Origin of the sequence: Sphingobium sp. MK2, assembly GCF_040170545.1 — a bacterium.
In the GTDB taxonomy this organism is placed as follows: domain Bacteria; phylum Pseudomonadota; class Alphaproteobacteria; order Sphingomonadales; family Sphingomonadaceae; genus Sphingobium.
On sequence record NZ_JAZDXA010000009.1, the window covers coordinates 101,895 to 126,627 of the forward strand.

At 59.1% G+C, this 24,733-nt stretch carries 29 protein-coding genes; all 29 read left to right on the top strand.

The features are described from left to right. The first annotated feature begins 52 nt into the window (after positions 1–52). The 29 genes from V2I08_RS06035 to V2I08_RS06175 all read left to right on the top strand — a co-directional run bounded on the left by V2I08_RS06035 (position 53) and on the right by V2I08_RS06175 (position 24,728). Positions 53–175: a hypothetical protein gene (locus tag V2I08_RS06035; protein ID WP_349634291.1), complete on the top strand. Its 123-nt coding sequence runs from the start codon at positions 53–55 to the stop codon at positions 173–175. 69 nt (positions 176–244) lie between these two features. Further along, positions 245–757: a hypothetical protein gene (locus tag V2I08_RS06040; RefSeq protein ID WP_349634292.1), complete on the top strand. Its 513-nt coding sequence runs from the start codon at positions 245–247 to the stop codon at positions 755–757. Positions 758–919: 162 nt separating this feature from the next. After that, entirely contained in the window at positions 920–1,102 is a 183-nt protein-coding gene (locus V2I08_RS06045; protein ID WP_349634293.1) for a hypothetical protein, read from the top strand. 165 nt (positions 1,103–1,267) lie between these two features. Continuing rightward, positions 1,268–1,486, top strand: a complete 219-nt coding sequence (locus tag V2I08_RS06050) for a hypothetical protein (RefSeq protein WP_349634294.1) — start codon at positions 1,268–1,270, stop codon at positions 1,484–1,486. Then, on the top strand, positions 1,483–2,010 hold the full coding sequence (locus tag V2I08_RS06055) for a hypothetical protein (RefSeq protein ID WP_349634295.1): 528 nt from the start codon (positions 1,483–1,485) through the stop codon (positions 2,008–2,010). Before V2I08_RS06050 ends, V2I08_RS06055 begins: the two co-directional genes overlap by 4 nt. A gap of 77 nt (positions 2,011–2,087) precedes the next feature. Then, complete coding sequence (locus V2I08_RS06060; protein WP_349634296.1) at positions 2,088–2,252, top strand: hypothetical protein; 165 nt, start codon at positions 2,088–2,090, stop codon at positions 2,250–2,252. Positions 2,253–2,521: 269 nt separating this feature from the next. Beyond that, the gene (locus V2I08_RS06065; RefSeq protein WP_349634297.1) at positions 2,522–3,106 is read left to right on the top strand and encodes a hypothetical protein; all 585 of its coding nucleotides are present in this window, start codon (positions 2,522–2,524) and stop codon (positions 3,104–3,106) included. Between the two features lie 307 nt (positions 3,107–3,413). After that, complete coding sequence (locus V2I08_RS06070) at positions 3,414–4,046, top strand: antitoxin of toxin-antitoxin stability system (protein WP_349634298.1); 633 nt, start codon at positions 3,414–3,416, stop codon at positions 4,044–4,046. A 167-nt stretch (positions 4,047–4,213) separates the two neighbouring features. Beyond that, positions 4,214–4,615 (top strand): hypothetical protein, encoded by a 402-nt coding sequence (locus tag V2I08_RS06075; RefSeq protein ID WP_349634299.1) that lies wholly within the window; start codon positions 4,214–4,216, stop codon positions 4,613–4,615. Between the two features lie 352 nt (positions 4,616–4,967). Beyond that, a complete protein-coding gene (locus V2I08_RS06080; protein ID WP_349634300.1) occupies positions 4,968–5,228 on the top strand; it encodes a hypothetical protein in 261 nt (86 codons plus the stop codon). Between the two features lie 47 nt (positions 5,229–5,275). Beyond that, positions 5,276–5,410, top strand: a complete 135-nt coding sequence (locus tag V2I08_RS06085; RefSeq protein ID WP_349634301.1) for a hypothetical protein — start codon at positions 5,276–5,278, stop codon at positions 5,408–5,410. A 612-nt stretch (positions 5,411–6,022) separates the two neighbouring features. Continuing rightward, positions 6,023–6,727: a PhoH family protein gene (locus V2I08_RS06090; RefSeq protein ID WP_349634302.1), complete on the top strand. Its 705-nt coding sequence runs from the start codon at positions 6,023–6,025 to the stop codon at positions 6,725–6,727. Between the two features lie 55 nt (positions 6,728–6,782). Then, positions 6,783–7,178 (top strand): hypothetical protein, encoded by a 396-nt coding sequence (locus tag V2I08_RS06095; protein WP_349634303.1) that lies wholly within the window; start codon positions 6,783–6,785, stop codon positions 7,176–7,178. A gap of 447 nt (positions 7,179–7,625) precedes the next feature. Next, on the top strand, positions 7,626–9,314 hold the full coding sequence (locus tag V2I08_RS06100; RefSeq protein ID WP_349634304.1) for a DUF4055 domain-containing protein: 1,689 nt from the start codon (positions 7,626–7,628) through the stop codon (positions 9,312–9,314). Positions 9,315–9,317: 3 nt separating this feature from the next. Further along, positions 9,318–9,479, top strand: coding sequence for a hypothetical protein (locus tag V2I08_RS06105; protein WP_349634305.1), 162 nt, complete (start codon positions 9,318–9,320; stop codon positions 9,477–9,479). A gap of 441 nt (positions 9,480–9,920) precedes the next feature. Beyond that, positions 9,921–10,589 carry a hypothetical protein gene (locus V2I08_RS06110; RefSeq protein WP_349634306.1) on the top strand — a complete coding sequence of 223 codons (669 nt, stop codon included), beginning with the start codon at positions 9,921–9,923 and terminating at the stop codon, positions 10,587–10,589. 123 nt (positions 10,590–10,712) lie between these two features. Then, a complete protein-coding gene (locus tag V2I08_RS06115) occupies positions 10,713–11,639 on the top strand; it encodes a major capsid protein (protein ID WP_349634307.1) in 927 nt (308 codons plus the stop codon). Between the two features lie 75 nt (positions 11,640–11,714). After that, positions 11,715–12,128, top strand: coding sequence for a hypothetical protein (locus V2I08_RS06120; RefSeq protein ID WP_349634308.1), 414 nt, complete (start codon positions 11,715–11,717; stop codon positions 12,126–12,128). A gap of 80 nt (positions 12,129–12,208) precedes the next feature. Continuing rightward, entirely contained in the window at positions 12,209–12,589 is a 381-nt protein-coding gene (locus V2I08_RS06125) for a hypothetical protein (RefSeq protein WP_349634309.1), read from the top strand. 83 nt (positions 12,590–12,672) lie between these two features. Continuing rightward, positions 12,673–13,182 carry a DnaT-like ssDNA-binding protein gene (locus V2I08_RS06130; protein ID WP_349634310.1) on the top strand — a complete coding sequence of 170 codons (510 nt, stop codon included), beginning with the start codon at positions 12,673–12,675 and terminating at the stop codon, positions 13,180–13,182. Between the two features lie 36 nt (positions 13,183–13,218). Next, entirely contained in the window at positions 13,219–13,578 is a 360-nt protein-coding gene (locus tag V2I08_RS06135) for a hypothetical protein (protein ID WP_349634311.1), read from the top strand. Beyond that, positions 13,579–14,064, top strand: a complete 486-nt coding sequence (locus V2I08_RS06140) for a hypothetical protein (protein WP_349634312.1) — start codon at positions 13,579–13,581, stop codon at positions 14,062–14,064. Next, entirely contained in the window at positions 14,061–14,498 is a 438-nt protein-coding gene (locus V2I08_RS06145; RefSeq protein ID WP_349634313.1) for a phage tail terminator-like protein, read from the top strand. Before V2I08_RS06140 ends, V2I08_RS06145 begins: the two co-directional genes overlap by 4 nt. A gap of 200 nt (positions 14,499–14,698) precedes the next feature. Beyond that, on the top strand, positions 14,699–16,522 hold the full coding sequence (locus V2I08_RS06150; RefSeq protein WP_349634314.1) for a phage tail tube protein: 1,824 nt from the start codon (positions 14,699–14,701) through the stop codon (positions 16,520–16,522). Positions 16,523–16,720: 198 nt separating this feature from the next. Beyond that, positions 16,721–17,122, top strand: coding sequence for a hypothetical protein (locus tag V2I08_RS06155; RefSeq protein ID WP_349634315.1), 402 nt, complete (start codon positions 16,721–16,723; stop codon positions 17,120–17,122). Positions 17,123–17,540: 418 nt separating this feature from the next. Then, a complete protein-coding gene (locus V2I08_RS06160) occupies positions 17,541–22,226 on the top strand; it encodes a tape measure protein (RefSeq protein WP_349634316.1) in 4,686 nt (1,561 codons plus the stop codon). A 93-nt stretch (positions 22,227–22,319) separates the two neighbouring features. Beyond that, complete coding sequence (locus V2I08_RS06165; protein ID WP_349634317.1) at positions 22,320–22,928, top strand: DUF2460 domain-containing protein; 609 nt, start codon at positions 22,320–22,322, stop codon at positions 22,926–22,928. Then, positions 22,928–24,319 (top strand): DUF2163 domain-containing protein, encoded by a 1,392-nt coding sequence (locus V2I08_RS06170; RefSeq protein WP_349634318.1) that lies wholly within the window; start codon positions 22,928–22,930, stop codon positions 24,317–24,319. Before V2I08_RS06165 ends, V2I08_RS06170 begins: the two co-directional genes overlap by 1 nt. Continuing rightward, complete coding sequence (locus tag V2I08_RS06175) at positions 24,306–24,728, top strand: hypothetical protein (protein ID WP_349634319.1); 423 nt, start codon at positions 24,306–24,308, stop codon at positions 24,726–24,728. Before V2I08_RS06170 ends, V2I08_RS06175 begins: the two co-directional genes overlap by 14 nt. Positions 24,729–24,733: the final 5 nt, after the last annotated feature.

A 24,733-nucleotide genomic window follows, 5' to 3' on the forward strand; every position in this document is an offset into this window, starting at 1 on the left:
CCCGAATCGGTGGACCATGCCAAAAGAGAATCACCGCAACGGGAGACAACGAATGACCGAGTTTGACCGCCTCTTGATCAACGCCGCGAACGCCCTTGGACGGGCGCAACACGCGCGCCGCATGGCCAATGCCAGCCGCTACATGCCCAGCCGGGACAAGGCGGTTCGGGCATGACCAAGCGCCAGCAAAAGCGCGTCGCCCGCATCGCGGCACTTTCGGCATGGATCAATAAGGGGAAGCGCAATGCGTGACATTCCAGACAACAGCGAAGACACCCTTGACTCGCGTGACATCGTAGCACGAATCGACGAACTGGAAGAGCAACGGGGAGACCTCGAAAGCGAACTGGAAGAAGCGCAGGACGCTTTGCAGGACGCTGCAACGGAACTTCTGGACGCCGACCCCATCGCTCAGCACAACGGCCCGGACCCGTCCGGCGAACTGGCGGCGGCGATCGATAAGGCCCGCGCCGCACTGGCCGAATGGGATGCCAGCGACGAAGCGGAAGAGCTTAAAACGCTAAAGGCCTTTCGCGACGAACTAACAGACTATTGCGATGATTGGTCCCACGGCGTGACGCTAATCCGCGACTCCTATTTCAAGGAATATGCCGAACAACTGGCCGACGACATCGGCGCAATCAACGGGGATGCAAAATGGCCGGTCAACTGCATTGATTGGGAGAAAGCTGCCCGTGAATTGCAGATGGATTACACAAGCGGCGAATTTGACGGCGTGACCTATTGGGCGCGATAAGGAGAGGGGCGAAAGCCCCTCTTTCTTTGAGCGTATCCGCCTATTAACCTTAACGAACTGGTGGAAAAAGTTAACGAAATAAAGTGGATTATCTAGTGGATTAACTATTGCCCGAATCAGAGCTAGGTGCCAAAAGAGAATCACCGCAACGGGAGATACACAATGTTCATGGTCACAGTCGAAAATCAGGGCAACACTTTCTGGCTCAAGTCCACAACGTGGGCGTTCCAGAAAGATCGCGGCGACACGTTCGCGACCAAGGATGATGCCACGGCGGCGATCGAACGCGCCAAGCAATTCATGGTCCCGGCGATCCGCCGCAAGGTCCAGATTGTTGAGGCATAAGACAAGGGAGGGCTTTGGCCCTCCTTAATTTTTCCCATAGTGTTTGTTAAGGTTAACTAACTCGCGTCCATATATTAACCGTCAATGTAGAATAACTTGTGGATTATCTCTTGCCCGAATCGGCGGACTATGCCAGAAACGAATCACCGCAAGGGAGACAAGCAAATGCACGAACTCATCGAAACCAACATGCACGGTCGCCGCACCGTCATCGGGACCGCGCCGTCCTTCGCCGATGCAAAAGCAAAAGTAGAGGACATGGGCGTGGCGTTTATGGAAGATGACTCCGACTATCCCGAATGCGCTGATGCCTATCTGACCGATGGTCGCGTGGTCGCGATCCAGCCCGAAGGCTTCACCACCCATAAGGAGCTTGGCTTGTGACCGATCTATTCCAATCCCCTGCCGATCTGAGCGAATATCTCTTTCGCATAGTGGATAACAACGGCGCGACGCTCGACCAAATCACTGTCATCTTTTCCGATGGCGACTATCTCGGCTTGTCCATAACTGGCGCGGGTTTCTCCCAATGGGGCGATGGGATCGATCCGGCGGATATTGCCGATCGCGTGGAAGAAGGATTCGAAACTGACCTTACTTGGTCGAAACTCGACCCTGCTTTGCAGCGGCATATCCTCTATCGCCTAAACGAAGCATGGCGCGACTTTGTGGAAGCGGAAAAGGCCGCGCCATGTCGCGATAAGGCCACGCCAAACGATGGCACGTATGATTCAGCAGGGAAGGGCATCTATCGCCACGAAGGGGCTTTCTGGATGGCCCACGACAATGGACCGGAGGATGATGCCGGACCGTTCTCAACCTATCGCGAAGCCGTTCTAAGGACGCTCCCTGATGCCTATAGCCTATCTGGGCCGGAATATCATCCGCCGGTCAATGTGTTAGAATAAGTCTTTTCTAGTGGATTATCTCTTGCCCGAATCGGTGGACTATGCCAAAAGAGAATCACCGCAACGGGAGACACGAAATGACGACCACCACCCTCCGCCCTACCCTCACTGGCAATCTGATCAACTGGCGCAAGCAAAAGCGCCTTGCCAAAAAAGCAGGCAGCTTAAAGGCGGTTAAGGCGATCATCCGCCGGGACAAGGGGGACTATCCGGGCGTCGCCCGTATCGGCAACTGGATTTAAGGGAGGGGCTTCGGCCCCTTTCTTTTTGCGTCTGACACCTCGTTAACCTTACCAATCGCACTGCAAATCTTAACTCTCTTTTCTCGTGGATTATCTCTTGCCCGAATCGGCGAACCATGCCAGAAACGAATCACCGCAAGGGAGACAAGCAAATGCCGAACGAAGTCCGCAAGATTATGGAAACCCGCAACCTGTCTGAGATTGACGCCTATCGCGTCTATTACCGGTCGCCTTGCGCGCCGCGCCGTTCGCGCTAAGGAGTTAGAGCAATGCCTGAATTTATCGCCGACACCGATGGCACCGTCTGCAACCTGCAATGGAGCGACCTCGCCGACTTCACGCAAGGCTATCTGGAAGCCATGCTATTCACTAACACGTCGTGCATCCCCATGACGGAATGGCATACGGAAGAGTCCCGCGAACAGGTTCGCGAAGGGCAGGCCGATGGTGACCTCCCAAACGATGCCGGTTTTGGGGACTTGTTCCCTGAGTCATTTGAGGCAGCACAGATGGATTGCATCGCCTTTGAGCATAAGGCTCATGACCTGCTAATGCAGGCTTATGCCCAAGACTATGACCGCAAGCAGGCCGGGCGCGATTTTTGGTTTACCCGCAACGGGCATGGCGTCGGGTTCCTTGACCGCAAGGAATTGGAAGGGCCGGACTGTTGGAAGTCATTTGGATCGCCAAAGGTAGGCGATCCGCGCTGGCAAGAATATGTGACCGCCCGCGATGATGATCTAGCGCACAAGCTGGATGCCGTGGCGCGTAATTTTGGGGAAGTCTATGTTTCTTTCAGCGAAGAAGATGATGACTCCAGCCCGACCGGTTACGGCTTCATCTATCTGCAATAAGGGAAGGGGCTTCACGCCCCTTTTCTTTTGGCTGGGCACCACATTAACCTTAACGCGCCGCCTCAATTCCGTTAACCATAGAAAAGTGAATTATCTAGTGGATTATCTCTTGCCCGAATCGGTGGAAGGTGCCAGAAACGAATCACCGCAATGACGCGGAACAAGGGAGACACCGACATGAAGACGCTTTTCACCGACCGCCGCGTGGTGCAGCCTCACAAGCGCGAATATGCCGCCGCCCGCCGCAACAAATCCGCCCGTCGCGCCGTAGGCGCATAACTGCTACAACGCCACCGGGAGACAAACGATGGCCATCACTGTTACGCGCACCCTCTACCAATATTCTGAGCTTTCCGAAGACGCTAAAGAAACCGCCAAACAGTGGTGGCTCGACGCTCGCGACGAGACCGATTATGAGTATGTCATAGAGGATTTTGTGCAGACGGCTGCTAAGCTGGGCATCACGATGAAGACGCGCCCGGTCACCCTTATGGGCGGCGGAACCCGGCATGATCCGTGCGTATGGTGGAGTCTTGGTTATTGCCAAAGCGACTACGCCGCCTTTGATGGCTCCTATTCCTACGCCAAGGGCGGCGCGGCGGCCGTTAAGGCATATGCACCGCAGGATGAGACCTTGCACGCCATCGCCGACCGGCTGCAAGCCATTCAGGCGAAAAACTTCTACGGCCTGTCCGCGACGATCAATCATCATCATTATTATGGGCTGCAAGTCGAAACCCGGAACGATCGCAACGAATACGGGGATGCGTCGGAAGAAGCGGAAAGCGAAGTCAAGGAAGCGATGCGCGACCTATGCCAATGGCTTTACCGCCAGCTAGTGACGCAGGACGAATATTTGCGATCCGACGAACAAATTACCGAGGCTATGGGGGCGAACGAATACACATTCTCGGAAAACGGGAAAAGGGAAGACCCCTAAGATTAAGGGCCGATACGGCCCTTTTTCTTCGTTCCGCACGCTCGTTAACCTTAACAAGCTGGCGGAAAATCTTAATCCCATAAAAGTGGATTATCTCGCGGATTATCTCTTGCCCGAATCGGTTGACCTTGCCAAAAGGGACTCACCGAAACACGGGAGACACCGAAATGACCGATCAAATCTGGGCCAAGCTGCCGGAACGCGCCGAAAACCGCACGGCCTTCCTTGCCGCGCGTATCATGGAACGCTGCAAGGTTCCTTCCGAACTGTCACCGCTTATCAAGCTGCCACGCTTCAATCCCTATCAGGCGCAGCGGCTGGCGTCTTACCTCGTCCACTATGCCGAAATCATCAAACGACTCTGCGAGCGGGAATGCAGCGAAGAACTCGCGCCGCACCTCGTCCGCCGCAAGGACAAGGCAGAAGCGGACTTCGCCGAAATTGCCGATTTTATCGGCATGGATTGTCGCACCGGCGGCGATCCTCGCGGCGCTTGCGCCTATCTCATCGATCGCGACGATCCCCGCGCCGGTGACGGCTGGGCAAATGGCTGGGCAGTTTACGCTTGATTGAGGGCATAGTCCGATCAATCGGCGGCCTGCTAATCCTCCTTATGGTGGCGGGCTTCTAACCTCAAACAGGGCCGGATTTATCCGGCCCTAATGCTATGCCAGAAACTCGTTTCGCGCGTAGGGGGATCAATAGGCCTGTCATTTTTGCCCGATCCAAAGGCCGCAGCGTGGGCGCTGGACGCGACGACGGGCAGACGGCAGGGCATGACAGCCCGACACGCTGGACGCCCTGAAAAGGGCTTAAAATGCGTCGCTTAGAAAAACGTGCAAGTGGATTATCTAGTGGATTATCTGCTTGACCGAATCACGACTCGTCTCTAGGGTTATCTCATCAACCAAGGAGCTACCCATGACGAACCCCATGCCCACCTTCATCGCTCTCCGCAACATGGTCGAGCTTGGCACAATCTCCGCCGTCTCCTATGCGCAGGCAAAGAAGCGCGCTCGCACTGCCTACGGCCGTTGCGAAGTCATCGCCGTTGGTAACGTCGCCATCGATCGCAAGGGCCGCTATGAAGACAGCCGCACCCATGGCCGCGCTCCCTACGCAACGCCGGGCTTTGAGGCGCGCCGCGCTGCCTTGATCGCGGAATATGAGGCGGGGCGCTAAGCCCTGCCTCGCAGGCCTCAAATCAGGAAAGGGTAAGGTTAATGGACATGAACAGAATCATCGGCGTTCTAGTGTCCGGCTTTGCCTGCAAACTATACGCCATGGGCCTAGCCGCGATGATGGCGCATAGCGCCTATCAAGGCTTAGCCTCCATCGCCGCCGCCTTCGCGCGCCTACCTTGACGCAAGCGAATCGGCGCGACCCCTCATAAAAATTTTTCGATGGGGGTAGGGGACCCAAAGGGGTAATACCCCGTTAACCATTTGGGCCGCAGTCAGTGCCCCGATGAGCAAGTAGAAGGTGACATTGGTTTAGAACTGTGTTATCCTCACTGTCAGTGACGCACTCTTCCCTCTGCATCACTCATCACTCTCACCCACACCATACCATCGTGACAAGCGGTCGGGGGACCCATCACGGATGATGTCGCTGCCCACATGGGCATCACGCCATACTGCCATATCACCATCACGCCAAAATGACCGACACGTTGATCATCAACAGGTCACATGGACGATATGTCAGCCAACGGATGGGGAGGGACCCATAGGGGACCCAAAGCGGTAGGCCCCGGAGGGACCCAGCAGGGATACACAGTGGCGGTGTGGCAAGGCACCTAGCCTACGCGGAGTGATGGCGTCTCCCCTCTTACCACCGGAGTTCCTGTGGCTTCCAAACCTCGTCGTGATAACGCCGCCAAGGGCAAGACCTTCCCGCACCGCCGTGGGAGTGATGCACACCATCTTCCCGACAGCCTGTTTGCCGATCAATATGATCCCGACAATGTGATCCCCATGCGCCAACCCAAGAGCGGCAAGAAGACGCCCGCTTATCTGACCGAGCCCGCACACAAGCCGATCGAACTTGTCGGGCAGACGCCAAACCAGCAGGCCTACATCAACAGCCTCGTCCACGGCACCACGCCTTACATCGTCGCACACGGCCCGGCCGGAACGGGCAAGACCTTCCCCTGCGTGACGCACGCGATCCGGGAATTGAAAGCCGGGAACATCAAGCGCATCGTGATCACGCGCCCACTCGTTAACGTGGAAGAGGAAGAGGTAGGGACCCTTCCGGGCGGCATCATCGAGAAGGTGAGCCCATGGATGCTCCCCATCCTCGACATCCTCAAGGAGCATTATTCCGTGCAGGAGTTGAAGCTGCTGCTGGAGAAGGAGATCATCGAGATCGCGCCGCTGGCCTTCATGCGTGGACGCACCTTCAAAGGCGTGTGGCTGATCGCCGACGAGATGCAGAATGCGACGCCCAAGCAGTTCAAGATGCTGCTGACCCGCATCGGCGAAGGCTCGCGGTTCGTCATCACTGGCGACATCGAGCAGACCGATCGCAAGGCGGGCAACAACGGTCTCGCCGACCTGACGCGCCGTCTCTTCGCCATGCCGTCCGAACGCTTTGCGAACCACAAGTTCGTGCAGGCAGATGTGGTCCGGCACGAAGCGATCGAAGAGGTTCTCGACATCTACGCCGAAGCCGCCTGATCCCAACCGGGGAGGGACCCAAGCAGGGTTCCTCCCCATTTTCATGGAGCCGACCATGACCGATCTTCGTGGCCAGCCGGGCTACAGCGAAATCCAGATCGCATCCAGCACCGAAACCAAGACCGTCTTCAAAGCGCCCAAGACCCGCCGGGGACCCAAGACGGTGATCGTCGTTGAAAACGAGGTCGAGGGCCGCCTCATGCAGAAGACGATCCGCAACAACGATCATCCCAACTTGCATCATTCGAACGATACCGTCGTGGTCATGTGGCCGGGCTGCATGGCCAACAGCGTTCGAGCGTCGGCGATCATCATTTCACAGGCGCTCTACGATCGGATCATTGCCGAGAAGTATAGTCCCAGCGTCCTTACCAGCCAGTCCGCAAAGCGTTGGTGGTATGAAACCGCCCTGTGCCGTCTGGTGCCGGGCGCGCGAGTCATTTGCCTGTAAGTGACATTAAGACTTGACAATCTAAATATCTTCTGACAGTATAAGTGAACATCGAGGTTGAGGTTTTCTCCCTTTCGCCTCTTCCTCGGTGGTCAGTTTGCGAAGGATCGCCCCAGCGGGGCACGATGATCTGACGCCTACCGGCGTGTTGTAGGCTTCGGCCGTTCGAAGCACCCGGTCTGTTTTGACCGAGCCGCACAAGCATCCCTCACACGGATAGCCATACAAGCTCGGTCATTCAATACCCACGGTCGCCATGCCGTGTCTCCTCCCGGTTATGTCCTTGTTCGGGGGTATCAACAAGGACCACTCCTCCCTGACCTAGCCCCCGCCTCGTGCGGGGGCTCTTTTTGAGTTTCCCCCTTGGCTGACGCCGGTAATCCAACGCCCAAATCGATGCGGCAGCGCTACCGAGCGTCTGCCGATACACGTCGTTCGAAGACAGCGATGAGCGAACAAGCTCCGACCTTCGTCCACTATGACTACTCGCATTGGCGGGAAATCTGGCGGTCGATCCGTCACGCCATGATCGGCGAGGTCGAGATCAAGCGGCACGGTAAGACCTACCTGCCCAAGCCTGAGGGCATGGATAACGACCAGTATCGCGCCTATCTCGATCGCGCGCCCTTCTACAACATGGTCTACCGCACGGTGACGGGCCTGACGGGCTCGATCTTCCGCCGCGATCCGCGCCTGCTGAACGCCGGGCCGCTGCTGTCAAAGCGCGCCGAGCGCATCTCGAAGGACGGCCTGTCGCTGCCGATCTTCACAAAGGTCATCGCACAGGAAATGCTCTCGCCCGGCCGCTATGGCGTGCTGGTGGACAAGGCTGCGTCCGGCGATGTGACCGAGCCCTATCTGGCACCCTATACCTGCGAGAACATCCTCGACTGGACCACCACCGAAATCGACGGGATGACCGAGGTCGATTACGTCCTGCTGCGTGAGTTCAAGGTCGATCGCCGCCTCATGGTGATTGCAGGCACCAAAACAGCCGCCAACAGCAATTACGGCCAGCTTTTCGTGAGCTACCGCGTCCTGCGCCTGACCTACAACGATGAGACCGCCCGCTGGGAGTATCATCAGGAGTTCTACAGCCGCGACGACGAAGACGCCGATCTGACGGAGACGCCGGTCATCAGCATCCCGCTGGTATTCGGCGTGCCGATGAAGCGGATTCCGTTCCGCTTCTTCAACGCGACGACCAATCTACCGGACGTGGAAAAGCCGCCGGTTCTCGACATCCTGACGCTCAACATGCATCACTACAAGGTGTATGCACAGTTGCAGCACGCGCGTTATTTCACCTCTAACCCGGTTTACTATGTGTCGGGCGCGGGTGAGGATGACACCTACCATATCGGTCCATCGGTCGTCTGGGAGATTGGCGCGGGCGAGAAGGCAGGGATCATCGAATACTCCGGTCGAGGCCTAGACAGCCTTGAGAAGGGTATCGAAGTCCTCGAAAATCAGGTTGCATCACTCGGTGGTCGTCTCATCGGCGACAGCGGCAGCGCGGGCCAGTCGGACAACCAGATCAAGCTCAAGGACCGCAACGAGCAATCGCTGCTCCTCAACGTCACCACGGTCATCAACGAGAACATGACCGCTCTGCTGCGGATCGTCGCCGACTGGATGAACGAGAGCAGCGACAAGATCATCTTCCGCGTCAATCAGGACTTCCTCCTCGACGGCGCGGCGGCGCGCGAGTTCCGCGCCGTAGCCATGATGCACAAAGATGGTCAGCTTCCGGTGGACATCTTCTACGAATATTTCCTCAAGTCCGAGGTCATTCCGGAATATGTCGATCTGGCCACCTTCAAGGCCATGCTCGAAGACGCTGAGCAGTTCCCGAACAACCCCGACATCGAGGCGCAGCGTGAGGGCTTCCCGAACGCACAGGGCAAGCTCCAGAAGCAGATCAACGATGACGCCCTCGAAGAGGAGGCGCGCCAGTTCGACGACGAGCTTGAGCATGAGACCGCGCAGGCCGCTGAGGACCGTAAGAACGCGGTCAGGGTAGCCAAGGAAACCCCGAAGATCGCGCCTGTCCCCGGACAGGCAACGCAGGCCAATCAGCGCGACGCGGCTCCCAAGCCAAAGCCCGCGCCGAAGAAAAAGCCAGCGGCGAAATAAGTCATGAGGGACTACGAAATCCATCTCGATTGCGATCAGCTTTCCTCCCTGTTCAACCCCGAAGAGGAGTCCGAGCGACTCCCCTTCTGGGAAGACCCGGAAGAGCTTGAGAAGATGATCAACGAGGAAGTGGGCCGTCCGCGCCGCCGTCGCCGGAAAGTATAAGGTAGGAAAAAAGTGGGTGAGTGACATTTTCACTTGACACTCCACGAGTTTTTCCGTATCCTTTTAGCACAGTAGGAATTGGTCACGCCACCGGGGTCCGGAAGATGCGTCACCAGATATTCCACATCCCAAAATTCAGGTTGGCTCATCACACTGAGCAACGCGGCTCCGGGGGAGCCGGTCTAAAAGAATCCCCCACCGGTTTAGCCGGGAAGAACCGCGTCGCGCGTCGCATAGGCACCCGCTTCGGTCAGACTTCCCGGCACCAAATCCTCCGGAGGGTCCGGAGGTAGCAATCCACAGTGTGGTGCTTGTCTTCGTCCTCGGTGAGGAAATCCAATGCCAGTTATTTCGTTTGAATCCATCGACGCCGTTCCGGCGGGACTGAAAGAGTTCGCCAAGACGGAGGATGGTAAGGTTACCGTCAACGTCGTCCCTTCCGTGAAGCTGGACGAGTTCCGCGAGAAGAATATTTCGCTGGCGCAGCAGATCGAGACCACCGGTCCCATTCTCGCGCGCATCAAGGAAATCGCGGGTGACGACCTCGACGCATTCACCAACGACCTCAACGGTCTGCGGGACATTGCGAAGCGGGTTTCGGACGGCGAACTCAAGACGAACGACCAGATCGAGGCAGCGGTTTCCGATCGCATCAAGGCCGTCAAGGACGGCTACGAAGACAACGCCAAGGCCCTGCGCGAAGCCAACAAGGCTCTGGAGCAGAAGGCAACGACTTTCGAGCAGCGGTTGATCCGCACCCAGATCGACAAGGAAGTGACCACCGTGGTCATCCAGCCCGATTCCGGTGTGCGTCCCGAAGCTCTGCCTGACGTGCTGACCCGTGCTTACAACCTGTTCAAGGTCGAAGACGGCAAGCTCGTCCCGAAGAACGGCGAAGCGGTCATTTACGGCGCGAACGGGGCAGACCCGATGACCGTCAGCGAGTGGATCGTGAAGCTGCGGAACGAAGCACCTCACTATTTCAAGGGCAACAACGGCGGCGGCGCGGCCGGTGGCAAGGACGGCAAGATCGGCGGCTTCACGCAGGAGCAGATCGCCAAGATGTCGCCGCAGCAGAAGCTCGCAATCGCGAACGCCCAGAAGAAGTAATCGGGCCGACTGTCGTCGGCTCCTCAAGATCACCCCGAAGGTAGGCGGCTGTCTGTCGGGGTTAGTTTCCCAAACCCTTGTGACAGCCGACGACAACCAAACTCTACTTGGAGTAAATTTTCAATGCTCACTCTTCACGAAGCCGCAAAGCTCGTCGATGGTGACCTCAAGCGTCAGGCGATCATCGAAATGTTCGCCGCATCGGCTGACATCGTGTCCGCCCTGCCGCTGATGGACATCCCCGGCAATAGCTATAGCTATGCTCAGGAAGCGAAGCTGCCTTCGGTCGGCTTCCGTGGTTACAACGAGGGCTACAGCCCTTCGATCGGCGTCGTGAACCCGCAGAGCGAAACGCTCCGCATCGCGGGTGGCGAACTCGACGTTGATACCGCGCTGGTCAAGACCCACGGCGAAGGCGTCCGCTCGCGTCAGGAAGCCATGCAGGTCAAGGCCATGGGTGCCCGCATCGCGGCTGCATTCATCAACGGCGACTCCTCGGACGGCAAGCAGTTCGACGGTCTGCGCGTTCGCGTCACCGGCTACCAGCGTCTGGCTGCAAACGAGGACTCGCCGAACGCTTCGGGCGCGCTGAGCCTCGCCACGCTGGACGAAGCCATCGACCGCGTTGACGGTCCAACCCACCTCATCATGTCCAAGCGTATGCGGAACCTGCTTTCGCAGGCTGCGAAGGACAAGGATGTCGGCGGCGATCTGCAGTGGTCGAAGGATGACTTCGGTCGTCGCGTCGGCTTCTACAACGATCTGCCGATCCTCATCACCGAGGACGATGATCAGGGCAACAAGATCATCGACTTCAACGAGGCTGGTCCGGACGCCAACGGCGCAACGCAGTCGATCTATGTCGCGAGCTTCGGCGACGGCAAGATCGTCGGCCTGCAGAACGGCATCATGGATGTCCGTGACCTCGGCGAAATCGACGCACTGCCGGTGTATCGCACCCGCGTCGAGTGGCTCGTCGCCATGGCCGTCATGCACGGCAAGGCCGTCAGCCGCATCTACGGCATCACCAACGCAGCGGTCGTCCGCTAAGTTGGGGAAGTTGGGGAGGGTTTCTGATCCTCCCCGTTACCCTCCACCAGCTTCCATCAGAGAGAGTTTTTCATCATGCAGATGAACACCAAGTTCCAGTATATGTATGACGCGGCCCCGGCGTCGGCGCTTATCAGCAAGGGTGCTGCCAAGACGGCTTCGTTCGTCGGTAACACCATCACGCTCGACACGCTCAAGGGCTATTGGACGAGCGGCGAACTGGCCGACAAGACGCTCGCGATCGTCGTCAACGTCGATGCTGCCGATTTCGGCACCGCCGACGAAAGCTACGACCTCGAAGCCAAGGTCGGCACCGTCACCGTTGGCGTCGCCTCGGTCACCGGCCCCGGCCAGTATGTCATCCTGCTCGACATGATGACCGTCGCCAAGATGGCCCCCGGCCAGACCGCCCTCACGCTGGCTGGCACGGTCGCTGGCACCACGCCGAGCATTACGCTCTACTCGTGGATCAGCGGCATCCAGAAGTAAGGCACAAGCCTTGAGACAAGGGCCGGGAACTTCGGTTCCCGGCCTTCTTCTTCTCCCCGACAAGGAAAGCCCCAAAATCTATGTCCGAACTCTACACCATCTTCTCGCCCACGGGTGAAAAGTTCGAGGTAAGCCTCGCCAATTTCCGCGATCTGTCCACCGAGCCCGGCTGGTCCGTTTCGCCCATCGCTATCGCCGCCGCTACGGTCAATGAACCGGTGATCACGGAAACCAGTGACGAAACCGTCACCGATGAACCTGTCACCGAGACCGACGAAACCACCACGGAAGAAACCGCCCCCAAGGCGCGCGTGACCGTCGAGGACTTCGCCGACCTGACCGACAAGGCCGACGTGGCCGCTTATATCAGCACCGCCTTCCCAGACGCCAAGATCGACGGCCGCGCCAACCGCGACAAGCTGGTTGCTCAGGCGATCGAACTGGCGACCCCCGCCGAATAATCGGCTTCCCATTACCGCCTCGGCGGCTCGACGCTCGGCAGGCAACCCGCTTGCCGGGCGTCTTTTATTTCCGGAGAGCATCCTTGGACATCGTAGTTGAAAACGGCACCGGCCTGCCCACGGCCAATAGCTATATCAGTGCAGAAGAGGCCGATGAAATCCTCTCCGTCAACATCCACTCCGTCTGGTCCGAGATCGACGATGAGGAGACGAAGGAGAAGCTCTGCATGTGGGCGACGCGACTCCTCGATGGGCGCGCGAAGTGGTTTGGCTGCAAGATGTATGGCACGTCCGGACTGGCGTGGCCCCGCAGCGGTGTGCGGGACAAGGAAGGGTTCCCGATCGAGGACGACATCGTTCCCCGTCAGGTCAAGATCGCAACAGCGCTACTCGCCGACCACCTGCTGTCGGGCAATCCCGAACTGGTCAATACCTCTTCGAACCTCACGAAGCTGCAGGTCGATGTGATCGAGCTTTCGTTCGACAGTCGGCAGGCCGTCGCCAAATATCCTCGCGAGATCGCGATCACCATCGACGGCCTCGGCCGCATCTCGATGGGTGGTGGTGGTCCCAAGCACATCATTCGGCACTAAGACATGGCAACGAATTACGCAGACCTCGCCGCCCGTATGGTGCTCGATGCGATCACCAAGCGCATCCCCGGCCTGACCATCAAGGCGACCTTCAACTTCCAGATCGGGGAGGGCACCTACGACGCCGACACCGATGAGATCGTTCCTGTGCTCGACACCTATCCCGATGTCGTGTGCGTGAAAGCAAAGCCCACCGCCAAGGACGTGGCGGACTTCTCGGTAAAGTGGAACGAAGCCAAGCTGATCGTTCCGGGCCTGCTGCTCCCTCAGACGCCGGATTGGGAGCCCAATGTGGACACAGACTTCGTGATCATCGGCAACAAGCGCCATGGCATCTCCAAAGCCGTGGGGACGCCGGGATCGCCTGTGTGGCTGATTTTTGTGAAGCGCACCTAAATGGGCGCGGTCATTCCCAACAAGGCGGCGTGCCGCAGCGCCATGCTCAAGAGCATCGCCGACCTTGAAGCTCGTATGGCGCGTAATATCGAAGCGCTAGTCCGGGAGGTCGATGAGCACATCAAATCGCTTACGCCGGTCCATACAGGTCAAGCCGTTCGCAATTATATCTGGACCACCGGAGCGCCCTCCACCACCGTCTTCGAGGCGATCGACAATGGTCCGCCGGGACCGACCAATTCGATGTCGCTCGGACAGGAGCCGCGTCGCGATGTCAACGAGACGGCCGCCGCCCAGAGTCTGGAAAGCCTCAACTTCGCCAATCCCTTCACCACCATCTACCTCACCAACAATTCTCCCGACATCGTGGGCCTTGAGCTTGGCCGTCTTCCCTTTCCGGGACGGAGCCGATCGCCGCGAGGAATGTTTGGCCTTGTCAACACATACGTTCAGGCCAAGATTGCCGCCAAAGGAATTATGTCATGAGCTTTGAGGCCCAGCGCGCCTATCTGTCCCGCAAGGTGGCATTCATTGCCGTGGACTTTCCGATCAAGATTCCGGGACAACCATTCCGCAAGCCAACTAACGAACCCTACGGGGAGTTCCACATCATGAACTCCAAGGGCTTTGTCGTCGGCGGGGAAGGGGCGGGCAAAATCCGCAACCGCTACGCGGGCATGATCCAACTGGACATCTACGTCCCCGAAGCCAAGGGAACCGCCGTCGCGACCAAAGCGATGGACGCGGTGAAGGAACTCTTCGCATTCAAGCAGGGACGCGACACAGCGGGCTGCACTTACAAGTTCAAGGGTGCCGAGCCTATCGACCCGTCCACGAACGCCGGGTGGACTGTATTCACGATCCGCGTGCCATTCACTCGCGACGAGATCGAGAAAGTCCAGATTAGCATCAACGCCTAATTCCACCTGAAATTCAGGGGAAGGTTCACTGCGTCTGCACTAGGCAGTTTCGCAAACAGTTTGGCGTGTCAGTGACATTCTAACTTGACATTCTCCACGACTTCGGCTACCATTAGCGCTCATTTTAGCCTCCACCACTGGCTCTACCTCGACCCCACGCCTTGGGGCTCGCCCCATCACGACCATGAGGGTTACTCAGAATGTCACAGAAGCTGCTTGCTGACAGCAACCGCGCGTCGCTCCGCGAAATCGTGGAAGCCAACGCCAATTGGGGTGAGACGCCCGTCAGCGGCGTGAGCCGCAACATCCGATTCACCACCTCCTCGATCACGGTCTCCAAGGAGACCGCTGTTTCGGACGAAATCCGCGCAGACCGCATGGTCTCGGCGGTCATCGAAACGTCCGCACAGTCGGGCGGCGAAATTGCGTTCGAGTTCTCGGCAGGCAATCAGGACCGCGCGCTGCAGCGCGTCCTCATGGGCGCATGGTCGCGTCCCATGGAGTTCGACATTTTCCGTGGCAACCATGTTGCGATCACGGCGAACAACCAGATCGTCATCGCGGGCGACGACGTGTCGGCCTATTTCACGGACGGTCGCCGCATCAAGACGAGCGGTTTCCTGACCGCCGCCAACAACGACTATCTGGAAATCAGCGACGTTGCGTTCGCAGGTGGTGCCACCACGATCACCGTGACCGGGACCACGCTGGTTCCCGAAGCTGGCTCGGCCTACACGACCGTGCAGGACGCCAATGACGTTGTGATCCGCCGCCTCAACACGCTGCGCTTTGGCACCGGCGGTGCCCGCACGATCGACGGCAACGGCACGGCTCCGTTCGCGGCGCTTATCGCTGCAAAGCAGATCGTTCCGGGTCAGCGCATTTTCGTCGATGGTATCGGCTTCGAGACGGCCACCGTCACGACCGCAGCCGTCGAAGTCGATGACGCGATCACCCTGAACGATGGCGTCAACGCCTTCACCTTCACCGCGACCGACGACGAGACCGAGGCGGATGCGTCCGACCTCGCATTCCTGATCGGCGGCACCGACGCCGAAACGGCTGCGAACCTCGCCGTTAAGGTTAACGAGATGCGGGTCAAGGAAGACTTCGCGCTGTCGGCCGCCGTTGCGACGAACGTGATCACGCTCAAGAACCTGAACAAGGTCGGCGGCGACATCACCGACGAAGCTGCGACGATGACCGTTGTTCCTTTCGCTGGCGGCGACGCGGACGTGGGCGGCTTCTACAAGGTCGTTTCGGCGACCGGCGATGTCATCACCGTCGATCGCGATGTCCCCACGGTAGCGGCTGGTGCGCCAGTCACGATCAAGGCGTCGATGCTCCGCAACCCCGGCAACGTCGCCGAGATCACGCCGCAGTCGGCCACGATCGAAACCGGCTTTAATGACGTTTCGCAGTTCTTCGTGGCGGACGGTCTGCGCTTTGGCAACCTGAGCCTTGAAGTCTCGGCCGGAGCCATCATCACCGGCTCGATCACGACCATGGGTCGCGAGACCAAGCGTCGCAACACCACGCTGCTCGGTGGCGGGGCTTATACCGTTCTGGAAGCCCCGGCGACCGAGAACGTCTCGGCAACCGCGAACGTCGGCGCGCTGTCGGCCAACGATGAGGAACTGGCGACCGCTCTGCAGTCGATCAGCATCGAAATCGAAGGCAACCTGCGCGCCCAGCAGGCGGTCGGCTCGAAGTTCCCGGTCGGCATCAGCGCCGGTCGTCTGAACATCACCGGCACCATCAACGCCTATTTCGCCGATGGTTACATGTTCGACAAGTTCCTCCAGCACAAGACTGTGAGCCTGTCGTTCCCGATCATCGATCCGGACAAGAACACCTATTTCATCACGATCCCTGCCTTCAAGATCATGTCGGACCCAATCGCTCCGGGCGGCATCGATCAGGATGTCATGGAAGCGTTGGAGTTCACCGCGTTCCGCGATGCAGCGACCAAGTGCATGATGCAGATCGACCGCTTCTCCTCGACCTCGCCGGTTACCGCGTAATGCAGCCGATCTTGCGGCGCGAGACTTGGGGCGGCGGACGCCTCCCCATCAAGGACGACTGATCGTCCTCCCGAATTGAGGGCCACCGACCGGCCCTCGCACCAGCTTTCCCGACACAGAATATTCGCTGGCGAATAGGGGGCCTCCTTGTCGGGAGGAGGTCCCCAACCCCTCCCGACACTATGGATTACCCGACCCATGAATCTCTACGAAGCATTTGAAAAGACCCTCGTTGACGAAGGCAAGACCTTCCCGCTGAGCGCGGAAGCCAGCATCACACTGCTGCCGGTGGGCGGCGACAAGGCTCGGCGCAAGTTCGAGCAGATGATGGAGCCCTACGCGCCCCGCCTCAAGGCAGGCGGCGAACTGACCGAGCAGGAGAACAAGGACCTCAACATCAAGTTCTATGCCGAGCACATCATCCTCGGCTGGTCCGGCCTGCGCGGCAAGGACAAGGAACCGGTCCCCTATTCGAAGGAAGCGGCTTACACCCTGCTGAGCGACAAGAAGCTCGAACGCTTCTTCTCCCTCATCATCCGCATGGCGTCCGATGAAGCCTCGTTTGAAGAGAAGCGTCTGGAAGAAGACGAGGGAAACTAATTGCCTTCCTGAAATGGAACTCCCGGACCACTTCCAAGAACGCGAAGTGGCTCCGGGAGATTCAGGAAGTCAAAGGCATCAAGGTCCAAACCCTTGAGGACGAGCCTAGTCTCCCATTCCATCTCCAGTGGGTCTGGAAAGCGTTCTCGGACCTGCATTATCGACGCGGCAGCGGCTTCTCCGGCCCCGTCCCTCTCACCTATTCGGACATCGAGTCCTACTGCAGCCTCAAGGGTATCAGCACCCTAAAAGAGCGCGAGCGCCTCATCCGTCTCATCGACGCTATCGACCGCGCCTACATGGCAGACTTCTACGAGAAGCAGGCGGCGAACAACCCTTCCGGCAAAGCCGCACCGCCCCCGACACATTCCCCTCCTCGTAACGGACGGTCTCCCCGGAGGCCGCGCAAGACCTTCTGATGTCCACCGAAAATCATGGTTTGAAGTTCGTCCTCGACACCTCCGGCATCGCTCGCGGGGTCAAGCAGTATGAGTCTGCTGTCGAGGGCATCTTCGCGTCTCTCGACAAGTTCGAGGATCACGTCGTCAACACCATGAAGGGCGTCGCAAAGGCGGCATCCAACAAGAAAGACATCGGGAAGTTCGTTGCCGGTTTCAAGCAGCTTGGCGACATCAAGGTGGATGCCAAGGCCGCCGGGCGCATCAGTGCGCTCTCGGCCGCGATGGGCGGTTTCAAAGCACCGTCCGCAGCGCAGATCGCAAACTCGAAGAAGTTCTTCTCGGCGCTGGGCGGTCTGCCGGACCTGACCCAAGCCTACAAGTCCGTTGCAGGCATCAACGGCCTCGCCGCGTCGATGGCGGGCTTCAAGGCTCCCTCGTCGGCCATGTCGAAGCGCATCCGCGAGTTCGGCAAGGCGGTTGAAGCGGCTGCGCCGGGGCTGTCCAAGCTCAAGGGCATCAGCGGCATCTCCGGTGTCGCAAACGAACTGGCGACCATCTCCATGGCGCTGTCGGGCCTCAAGGTTCCGTCGAAGAGTCACGTCACCAATCTGCTTGGTATCGCGAATGCGCTGCGTGCGTTCAACTTCGCTAACCTGCAGGGCGCGACCGGCCTCTATAGCTTCCTTTCCGTCCTGAGCCGTTTCAAGGCCCCGTCGATGTCGCAGGTGAAGAACCTGCAGGCCTTCATCACGGCTGTCTCGAACCTGACCATCCCCCGCAACGGGTCGCAGGTCGCCAAGGTGCTGCATGATATTGCGGCGGCGGCTGCGGCTGCGAGCGGTAAGCTGGGCGGTTTCAAGGCGACCCTCGGCGGGTTCCCCAGCAGCTTCAACAGTTTCAGCAACGGCGCACGTAGCGCGTCGATCTCGATGATGGGCCTCCAGAATGCGTTTTCGGGGACGTTCCAGATCGGGTCGGCACTCCGCACTCTGCTGGGATCGCTGACGATTGGTGAGCTTGGTCGCAACTTCTTTCAGGCGACGAACTCAGCCATGACCTTCTCGGCAGGCATGGGTGTCATCTCGAAGGCAACCGGCTTTGCTGACCAGCAGTTGAAGTATATCAACACGACCGCCAACAACTTCGGGCAGGATATGCTCGGAGCCGAAGAAGGCTTCATGAAGTTCGCGATCTCCGCGAACAAGGCAGGCGCGTCGGTCGGCCAGACCAAGAACATCTATGAAGGCTTCTCGACGGCAATGACTGTGCTTGGCACGTCGGCCGATCGCCAGAAGGACGTGTTCCTCGCGCTGCAGCAGGTCATGAACAAGGGCTACCTCGGTTCGGAAGAACTGATGCAGCAGATCAACGAGCACATGCCCGGCGCGATCGGCTACCTGCGTGAGGAGACCAAGCGGCTCGGCGTCGATCTGCAGGACGCGCTTGAAGATAAGATGCTGAACGGCACGCAGGCGCTCCTCTTCCTTGCGAAGAAGTATCGCGATGAGTTCGGTCCATCGCTGGAGGAGGCGCTTGAGCGCCCCAACACGCAGATGCAGATTCTCAAGAACAACGTGAACAGTCTGTATCAGGCCATTGGTAAGAACGGGGCCAACAAGGCGTTCGCAGGGTTCCTCGCCAAGCTCAATTCCTATCTGAACCCCGAAGACCTCGATCGCTATGCGACGATCGTGGGCGGCAAACTTGCGTCCGCGATGGACTGGCTCGGCCAGAAGCTCGATTATGTCTACCAGAATTGGGACAAGATCAAGGGACCGCTGGGCACAACCCTGAGCCTGCTTGGCAAGTGGATGGTGATCTCCGGCTCGCTCCAGATCGGTAAGGCGCTGGTTGCTCCTCTCTGGGGTGGGTATCAGGCCGCGAGCGCTTTGATCCCGAAGATGGGCCAGCTTCTCACGCTGATGAAGGCGATGACCACGATGTCGATCGTGACGCCACTGGCTAGTGGCGGCGGCGCGGCCCTCACCGGCGGCTTCGCTACGGCACTGGCTGGCATCAACAAGCTCAAGATGGCTATGGCAACCCTTCGCTCGGTCGGCGTGTGGAACACGATCAAAGCCGGACTAGCCTCGCTGTCGGGACCGCTGTCGGGCGTCACCGGCGCAGTCATGGGGCTGGCCGGGTCGATCGTCACCGGCCTGACCGGCGCGTGGGCCATTGCAGGCGTCGCGGCCAAGGATGCCAACGTCCAGATGGCGTCGGACAACTACACGACCGGTGAAATCATCAAGGGCATCTGGCTCACCATGGGTGAGAGTGTGTCGGGCATGTGGAGCAAGGTCTCCAAGTTCCTGACCGACTCTGTAAATTGGGTTGCCCAGAACTTCGGCGTGTCGTTCAGCGGTATTGGAGAGTTCGCGGCGAAGACCGCGTTCATGCTCTCCTATGCTTTCACCACCGCGTTCGAGGGCATCATTCGCGGCGTTATCGGTGTGGGCTCGGCCGTCAAGACCACGCTGACGACGGCTTTCTCGGCGGTCACGAAGGCGAAGAATGGCGACTGGTCAGGCGCAGCGGGCGATGCTTTGTCCGTGGTCACCGGCCGGGACGCCGGTCAGGGTTTCGAAGGCGCTTTTGCTGGCTACGGCAAGAAGTGGACCGGTGACGGTGTTCGTGAAGCATGGGGTAACCTCGGCCGTGGAGCCGGGGCCGTATCCGGCTGGCTTGGCGATATGGGTGCAAAGGGCCGGGCCGCGAACGAACCTCCGGCTCTCCCTAAGCTCGGTGAAGACGCTGGCACGCGGGACATCGCATCGCTGTATGCAGAGGGGAACGCGGCTGATCAGTATGATCCAAATGGTCTGCTGCAGAAGCCGAAGGAAAAGCCCGGCAAAAAGAAGAAGGGTCCAAAGGCCAAGACTCCGGAGCAGCTTTACAAGGCCGAAGAAACCTACCTGAACAAGCTGGCCGCGAAGGCGGACGACATCATGAAGCGCTTCGCGGAAGATGATCCGATCGCGAAGCTGACCTCGGATTACGTCACCGACGTGACCGAGCAGGCGCAGCGCCTTCTCACGAATGACGCCTTCAAGAAGTGGAAGGACGGTCTGCAGGCGGATGCCAAGGATGGCGTCATCGCCGTCACCGGCCTGTCGGCGGCGCTCAAGGGCACCGGCGTGCAGCAGGACGTGCTCGCTGAATTGAGTAAGCGCTATGGCATCAGTGTCGATGACCTGACGGCGAAGCTCAACGCCCAAGAGACGGCCTATCAGCGCAACATCGCCAAGCAGAAGGAAGAGATGACCTTCGGCGCGACGATGCTCAAGACCATGCAGGCCGAAAGCCGCATGATGCTCCTTAGCAATCGTGATCAGGAAGTCGCTGCCAAGCTCCTCGAAGAGGTAAACCGCTTCAAGGAAAAAGGGTGGGAAATCACCCAGAAGCAGATCGACGCAACGCGCCAGCAGATCGACGCGCAGGTCAAGCTCAACGAGACGATGGCGCGCCAGAAGGCGTTCTTCGACAACAATGGCGTTCGTAACTACGTCAACGACACCCGCACGTTGGGCGAGGCGGTCAATGACATGGATCGCAATGCCCTGCAGAATCTTGAAGACACGCTACACACTCTGGGCACCACCGGGAAGCTGTCGTTCAAGAGTCTGATCGACGGGATGCAGTCCGACATCATTCGCTTCGCGGCGCAGGACATCACGAAAAGCCTCGTGGGACGCCTGTTCAGCAACGGTGAGCTTGAAGGCGGCACGCCGTCGATCATGGGTGGTCTCATGAAGACCATGGGCTTTGGCGACTACCAGAAGGACGGCGTAAGCGGTCCCAAGCTGGGCGAAAGCTACGCCAACCCGATGTATGTCTGGTCGGTCAATGCTGACGGCACGCTGCAGGTCGGTGGTAAGGCAGGAGCCGGTAGCGTCATTCAGCAAGGCATCAAGGCGCTGAGCGGCACCGCAGCCAACGATAACGCACCTTATGGGGCGAACCCGCTTGGTCTGAGTGTTGATGGCGTGGCGGAAGCCATGAACTCGGAAATCACCTCTGGTATCACGGGGTCGGCCCAGACGATGCAGTCGAGCTTCGGCGGCGTCATTCAGGGCCTCGGTGGCATGATGGGGAATATCTTTGGCAGCATCGGTAACATGCTCCAGAGCCTCATCGGAGGCGGTGCTGGTGGTGCTGGCGGCGGTGCCGGTGGCGGTCTGGGCAGCTTGCTGGGCGGCGGCGGCGCAGGCGGAGCAGGCGGCCTCGGCGGCGGGCTCGCAGGCGCGGGCATCGGCTCCATGGCAGGCGGCTTGCTGGGAAGCCTGTTCGGCAAGAAAGGCAAGAAGTGGGGATCGATCCTCGGCGGCGTCGCGGGCGCGGCTTTCGGCCTTGGCATGTTCAAGGAAGGTGGCTTGACCTCTTCGCCGGTCGCGCGTGGATCGATGTCGGCGTCGGCCTTTGTCAACGCACCTCACTACAAGGAAGGCACTGCCAACACGTCCGGCGGCATCCCTGCAATCCTGCATGATAATGAAGCGGTCATCCCACTGTCGCGTGGTCGCGCTGTTCCAGTCGAGGTGAACGGCGGTTCGGGAGGGTCCGGCGGTAACACGCAGGTCATCAACCAGAACTTCAACATCTCGACGCCGAACGCGGATTCGTTCCGCCGAAGCAAGCAGCAGATCGGGACGCAGATGTATGTCTCGTCGGCACGAGCCCACCGCCGCAACGCTGGTGGGTAAGGGGAGGGGCTTCGGCTCCTCCCTAAGTGACATTTAGACTTGACACATAAGGCTGTGAAGATTATCCAGACCGTCACCTGATCCGAGAGAAACATGTCCTTCCACGAAGTCCTTTTCCCCGAAGATATTAGCTATGGCTCCAGCGGGGGACCGGGCTTCAACACGTCGATCATTGAATTGGCGTCCGGGCATGAACAGCGCAACTCCAACTGGTCCGAGCAGAAAGCGAAATACGATGTCAGTCACGGCATCAAAACCCGCGACCAGATGGAAGACCTGCTCGACTTTTTCTACGCCCGCAAGGGGCGCGCCTTCGGTTTCCGCTTCAAAGACTGGATGGACTTCGAGATCATCGATCAGGTGATCGCGGTCGGCGATGGCGTCACCAAGACATTCCAGATCATCAAGCGCTACGAGCCGGACACGAGCTATTATTTCGATCGCCCGATCCGCAAGTTGGTGCCCGGCACGACGACACTCGCGCTCAATGGCGCGGTCACCGGGTCAGGCTTCCTGATCAACGCGAACACCGGCATCGTCACCTTCACCACGGCACCGGCGGCCGGTGTGCAAATCTCCATCCCTCAAGCCGAGTTCCATGTCCCGGTCCGGTTCGACATCGACGACATGACGATCACGCACGACGATTGGGAAACCATGTCGTGGCCCACCATCCCCTTGGTCGAAATCAAACCCCGCTAATGAAGACACTCACCCCCGCCATGAAGGCGCACCTCCAGTCGGAGGTGACGACCCTTTGCACCTGCCTGCGGATCGTTCGTCAGGACGGCTTGGAGCTTGGCTTCACATCGCACGATACCGATCTGACGATCGACGGGCTGCTATACGAAGCGGGGAACGGCTTTGACCAGACGGCGATGCAGTCCGGCTCCGACATGTCTGTGGACAATCTCGATGTGGCCGGTGTGCTTGATTCTGAAAAGATCAAGGTCGAAGACATCCGCAATCGCCTGTTCGATCTGGCCAGCGTCTATGTTTTTCAGGTGAATTACAAAGACCTGTCGATGGGGAAAATTCCTCTCCGGCGGGGCTGGTTCGGCGAAGCTGTTCTATCGCCAAACGGCATGTATTCGATCGAGCTTCGCGGCATTTTGCAGGCGTTGATGCATGAGAGCATTGAGGTTTTCACGCCTGAATGTCGTGCGGATTTTTGCGACCGCCGCTGCAAGCTCAACATCACCGACTTCGAATCCTTCTGTGCCGTCTCGGCGCTGGGGACCGATCGTTACAGCTTCTCGGCATCCAATGTTCCCGACGTTGCAGCACTCCCGACCAGCGTCGGCGCGCATCGTCACTGGCGCGTCACGATCGAATCCCTCACCAGCCCCACCGCCGGTGGTTTCGCCGAGTTCCGCGCGTGGGATCAGACCGACACGCTGGTAACCGGCGGGGACGCGGAGGCCTCGACCGAGGATGATAACGCCTTCCGCGCCAGCCGGGCGCGGGACGAAAATACCTTCACACGCTGGCGGTCGGTCGAACTCGACGAAGACGACATCGCCGAGGACAAGACTCCGGTCGGAGAATGGTGGCGCATCAGCTTCTCCAGCCCCAAAGATTTGAAACTGGTGGCACTGCGCTGCGGCACGCCAAGCGAGACGCCGACCGCGTTCCTGCTTCACTATACCGACGATGATCCGGATGATTTGGATGCCACATGGTATCTGGCAAAGGCGTGCAGTGGCGGTAGCTGGTCCGAGGAAGGTCAGGAAGCGGTCTGGGCGCTGGGCTCGACCACATCCGATCCGATCAACGTGACGACCTCTCCGACCGATGTCCCGCCGCCCTACACCGGGGCATCCACCTATGTCGGCGGATCGGTCAAGTTCCTGAGCGGACAGAACACCGGAATGGTGCTCGAAATCATCGACTTCAATGACGCCACGAACACCATCACCATGTTCGACGCGCCCTTCTATCCGCTCAAGGTCGGCGACGTGTTCAAGATCGCACAGGGCTGCACCAAGACGCCGGACGCCTGCAAGCTCTACGGCAATTATATCAACTATCGCGGCGAACCGGACGTGCCGGGTCAAGACGAATATCTCTGGTATCCCGATGCAAAATCCTAACACCGACGACGTGATCGCGGAGGCTCGGAAGTGGATCGGCACTCGCTGGGTCCATCAAGGCCGCAATGAGTTCGGCATCGACTGCGCCGGACTGCTGGTGAAGGTCCACGAAGGCCTCGCGCTCCCTGTGATCGACGAGACCAACTATCGCCGGACACCAACCGCCACTCGGTTCCTTGAGCACATCCGGTCCCAAACCGATCTCGTGTCGGCCCCGGAGCCGGGCGCAATCGCGGTATTTCGGGAACTGTCATTCCCCTGCCACACAGGTTTCTTCGCCGTCCAGAACGGCGTGCTGACCATCATCCATTCCTACATTGTGGCCAAGAAAGTCGTTGAAGAGCCCTTCGCTCACGACTGGCCCGGCGCTCTCGTCGAGACGCGCCGCCTACGCGGAGTTTCCTACTGATGGGC

Coding starts and splice junctions, on each gene's coding strand:
- V2I08_RS06035 (WP_349634291.1), top strand. CDS start 53: ATGACCGAGTTTGACCGCCTCTTGATCAACGCCGCGAACGCCCTTGGA.
- V2I08_RS06040 (WP_349634292.1), top strand. CDS start 245: ATGCGTGACATTCCAGACAACAGCGAAGACACCCTTGACTCGCGTGAC.
- V2I08_RS06045 (WP_349634293.1), top strand. CDS start 920: ATGTTCATGGTCACAGTCGAAAATCAGGGCAACACTTTCTGGCTCAAG.
- V2I08_RS06050 (WP_349634294.1), top strand. CDS start 1,268: ATGCACGAACTCATCGAAACCAACATGCACGGTCGCCGCACCGTCATC.
- V2I08_RS06060 (WP_349634296.1), top strand. CDS start 2,088: ATGACGACCACCACCCTCCGCCCTACCCTCACTGGCAATCTGATCAAC.
- V2I08_RS06065 (WP_349634297.1), top strand. CDS start 2,522: ATGCCTGAATTTATCGCCGACACCGATGGCACCGTCTGCAACCTGCAA.
- V2I08_RS06070 (WP_349634298.1), top strand. CDS start 3,414: ATGGCCATCACTGTTACGCGCACCCTCTACCAATATTCTGAGCTTTCC.
- V2I08_RS06075 (WP_349634299.1), top strand. CDS start 4,214: ATGACCGATCAAATCTGGGCCAAGCTGCCGGAACGCGCCGAAAACCGC.
- V2I08_RS06080 (WP_349634300.1), top strand. CDS start 4,968: ATGACGAACCCCATGCCCACCTTCATCGCTCTCCGCAACATGGTCGAG.
- V2I08_RS06085 (WP_349634301.1), top strand. CDS start 5,276: ATGAACAGAATCATCGGCGTTCTAGTGTCCGGCTTTGCCTGCAAACTA.
- V2I08_RS06090 (WP_349634302.1), top strand. CDS start 6,023: ATGCGCCAACCCAAGAGCGGCAAGAAGACGCCCGCTTATCTGACCGAG.
- V2I08_RS06095 (WP_349634303.1), top strand. CDS start 6,783: ATGACCGATCTTCGTGGCCAGCCGGGCTACAGCGAAATCCAGATCGCA.
- V2I08_RS06100 (WP_349634304.1), top strand. CDS start 7,626: ATGAGCGAACAAGCTCCGACCTTCGTCCACTATGACTACTCGCATTGG.
- V2I08_RS06105 (WP_349634305.1), top strand. CDS start 9,318: ATGAGGGACTACGAAATCCATCTCGATTGCGATCAGCTTTCCTCCCTG.
- V2I08_RS06115 (WP_349634307.1), top strand. CDS start 10,713: ATGCTCACTCTTCACGAAGCCGCAAAGCTCGTCGATGGTGACCTCAAG.
- V2I08_RS06120 (WP_349634308.1), top strand. CDS start 11,715: ATGCAGATGAACACCAAGTTCCAGTATATGTATGACGCGGCCCCGGCG.
- V2I08_RS06125 (WP_349634309.1), top strand. CDS start 12,209: ATGTCCGAACTCTACACCATCTTCTCGCCCACGGGTGAAAAGTTCGAG.
- V2I08_RS06135 (WP_349634311.1), top strand. CDS start 13,219: ATGGTGCTCGATGCGATCACCAAGCGCATCCCCGGCCTGACCATCAAG.
- V2I08_RS06140 (WP_349634312.1), top strand. CDS start 13,579: ATGGGCGCGGTCATTCCCAACAAGGCGGCGTGCCGCAGCGCCATGCTC.
- V2I08_RS06145 (WP_349634313.1), top strand. CDS start 14,061: ATGAGCTTTGAGGCCCAGCGCGCCTATCTGTCCCGCAAGGTGGCATTC.
- V2I08_RS06150 (WP_349634314.1), top strand. CDS start 14,699: ATGTCACAGAAGCTGCTTGCTGACAGCAACCGCGCGTCGCTCCGCGAA.
- V2I08_RS06155 (WP_349634315.1), top strand. CDS start 16,721: ATGAATCTCTACGAAGCATTTGAAAAGACCCTCGTTGACGAAGGCAAG.
- V2I08_RS06160 (WP_349634316.1), top strand. CDS start 17,541: ATGTCCACCGAAAATCATGGTTTGAAGTTCGTCCTCGACACCTCCGGC.
- V2I08_RS06165 (WP_349634317.1), top strand. CDS start 22,320: ATGTCCTTCCACGAAGTCCTTTTCCCCGAAGATATTAGCTATGGCTCC.
- V2I08_RS06170 (WP_349634318.1), top strand. CDS start 22,928: ATGAAGACACTCACCCCCGCCATGAAGGCGCACCTCCAGTCGGAGGTG.
- V2I08_RS06175 (WP_349634319.1), top strand. CDS start 24,306: ATGCAAAATCCTAACACCGACGACGTGATCGCGGAGGCTCGGAAGTGG.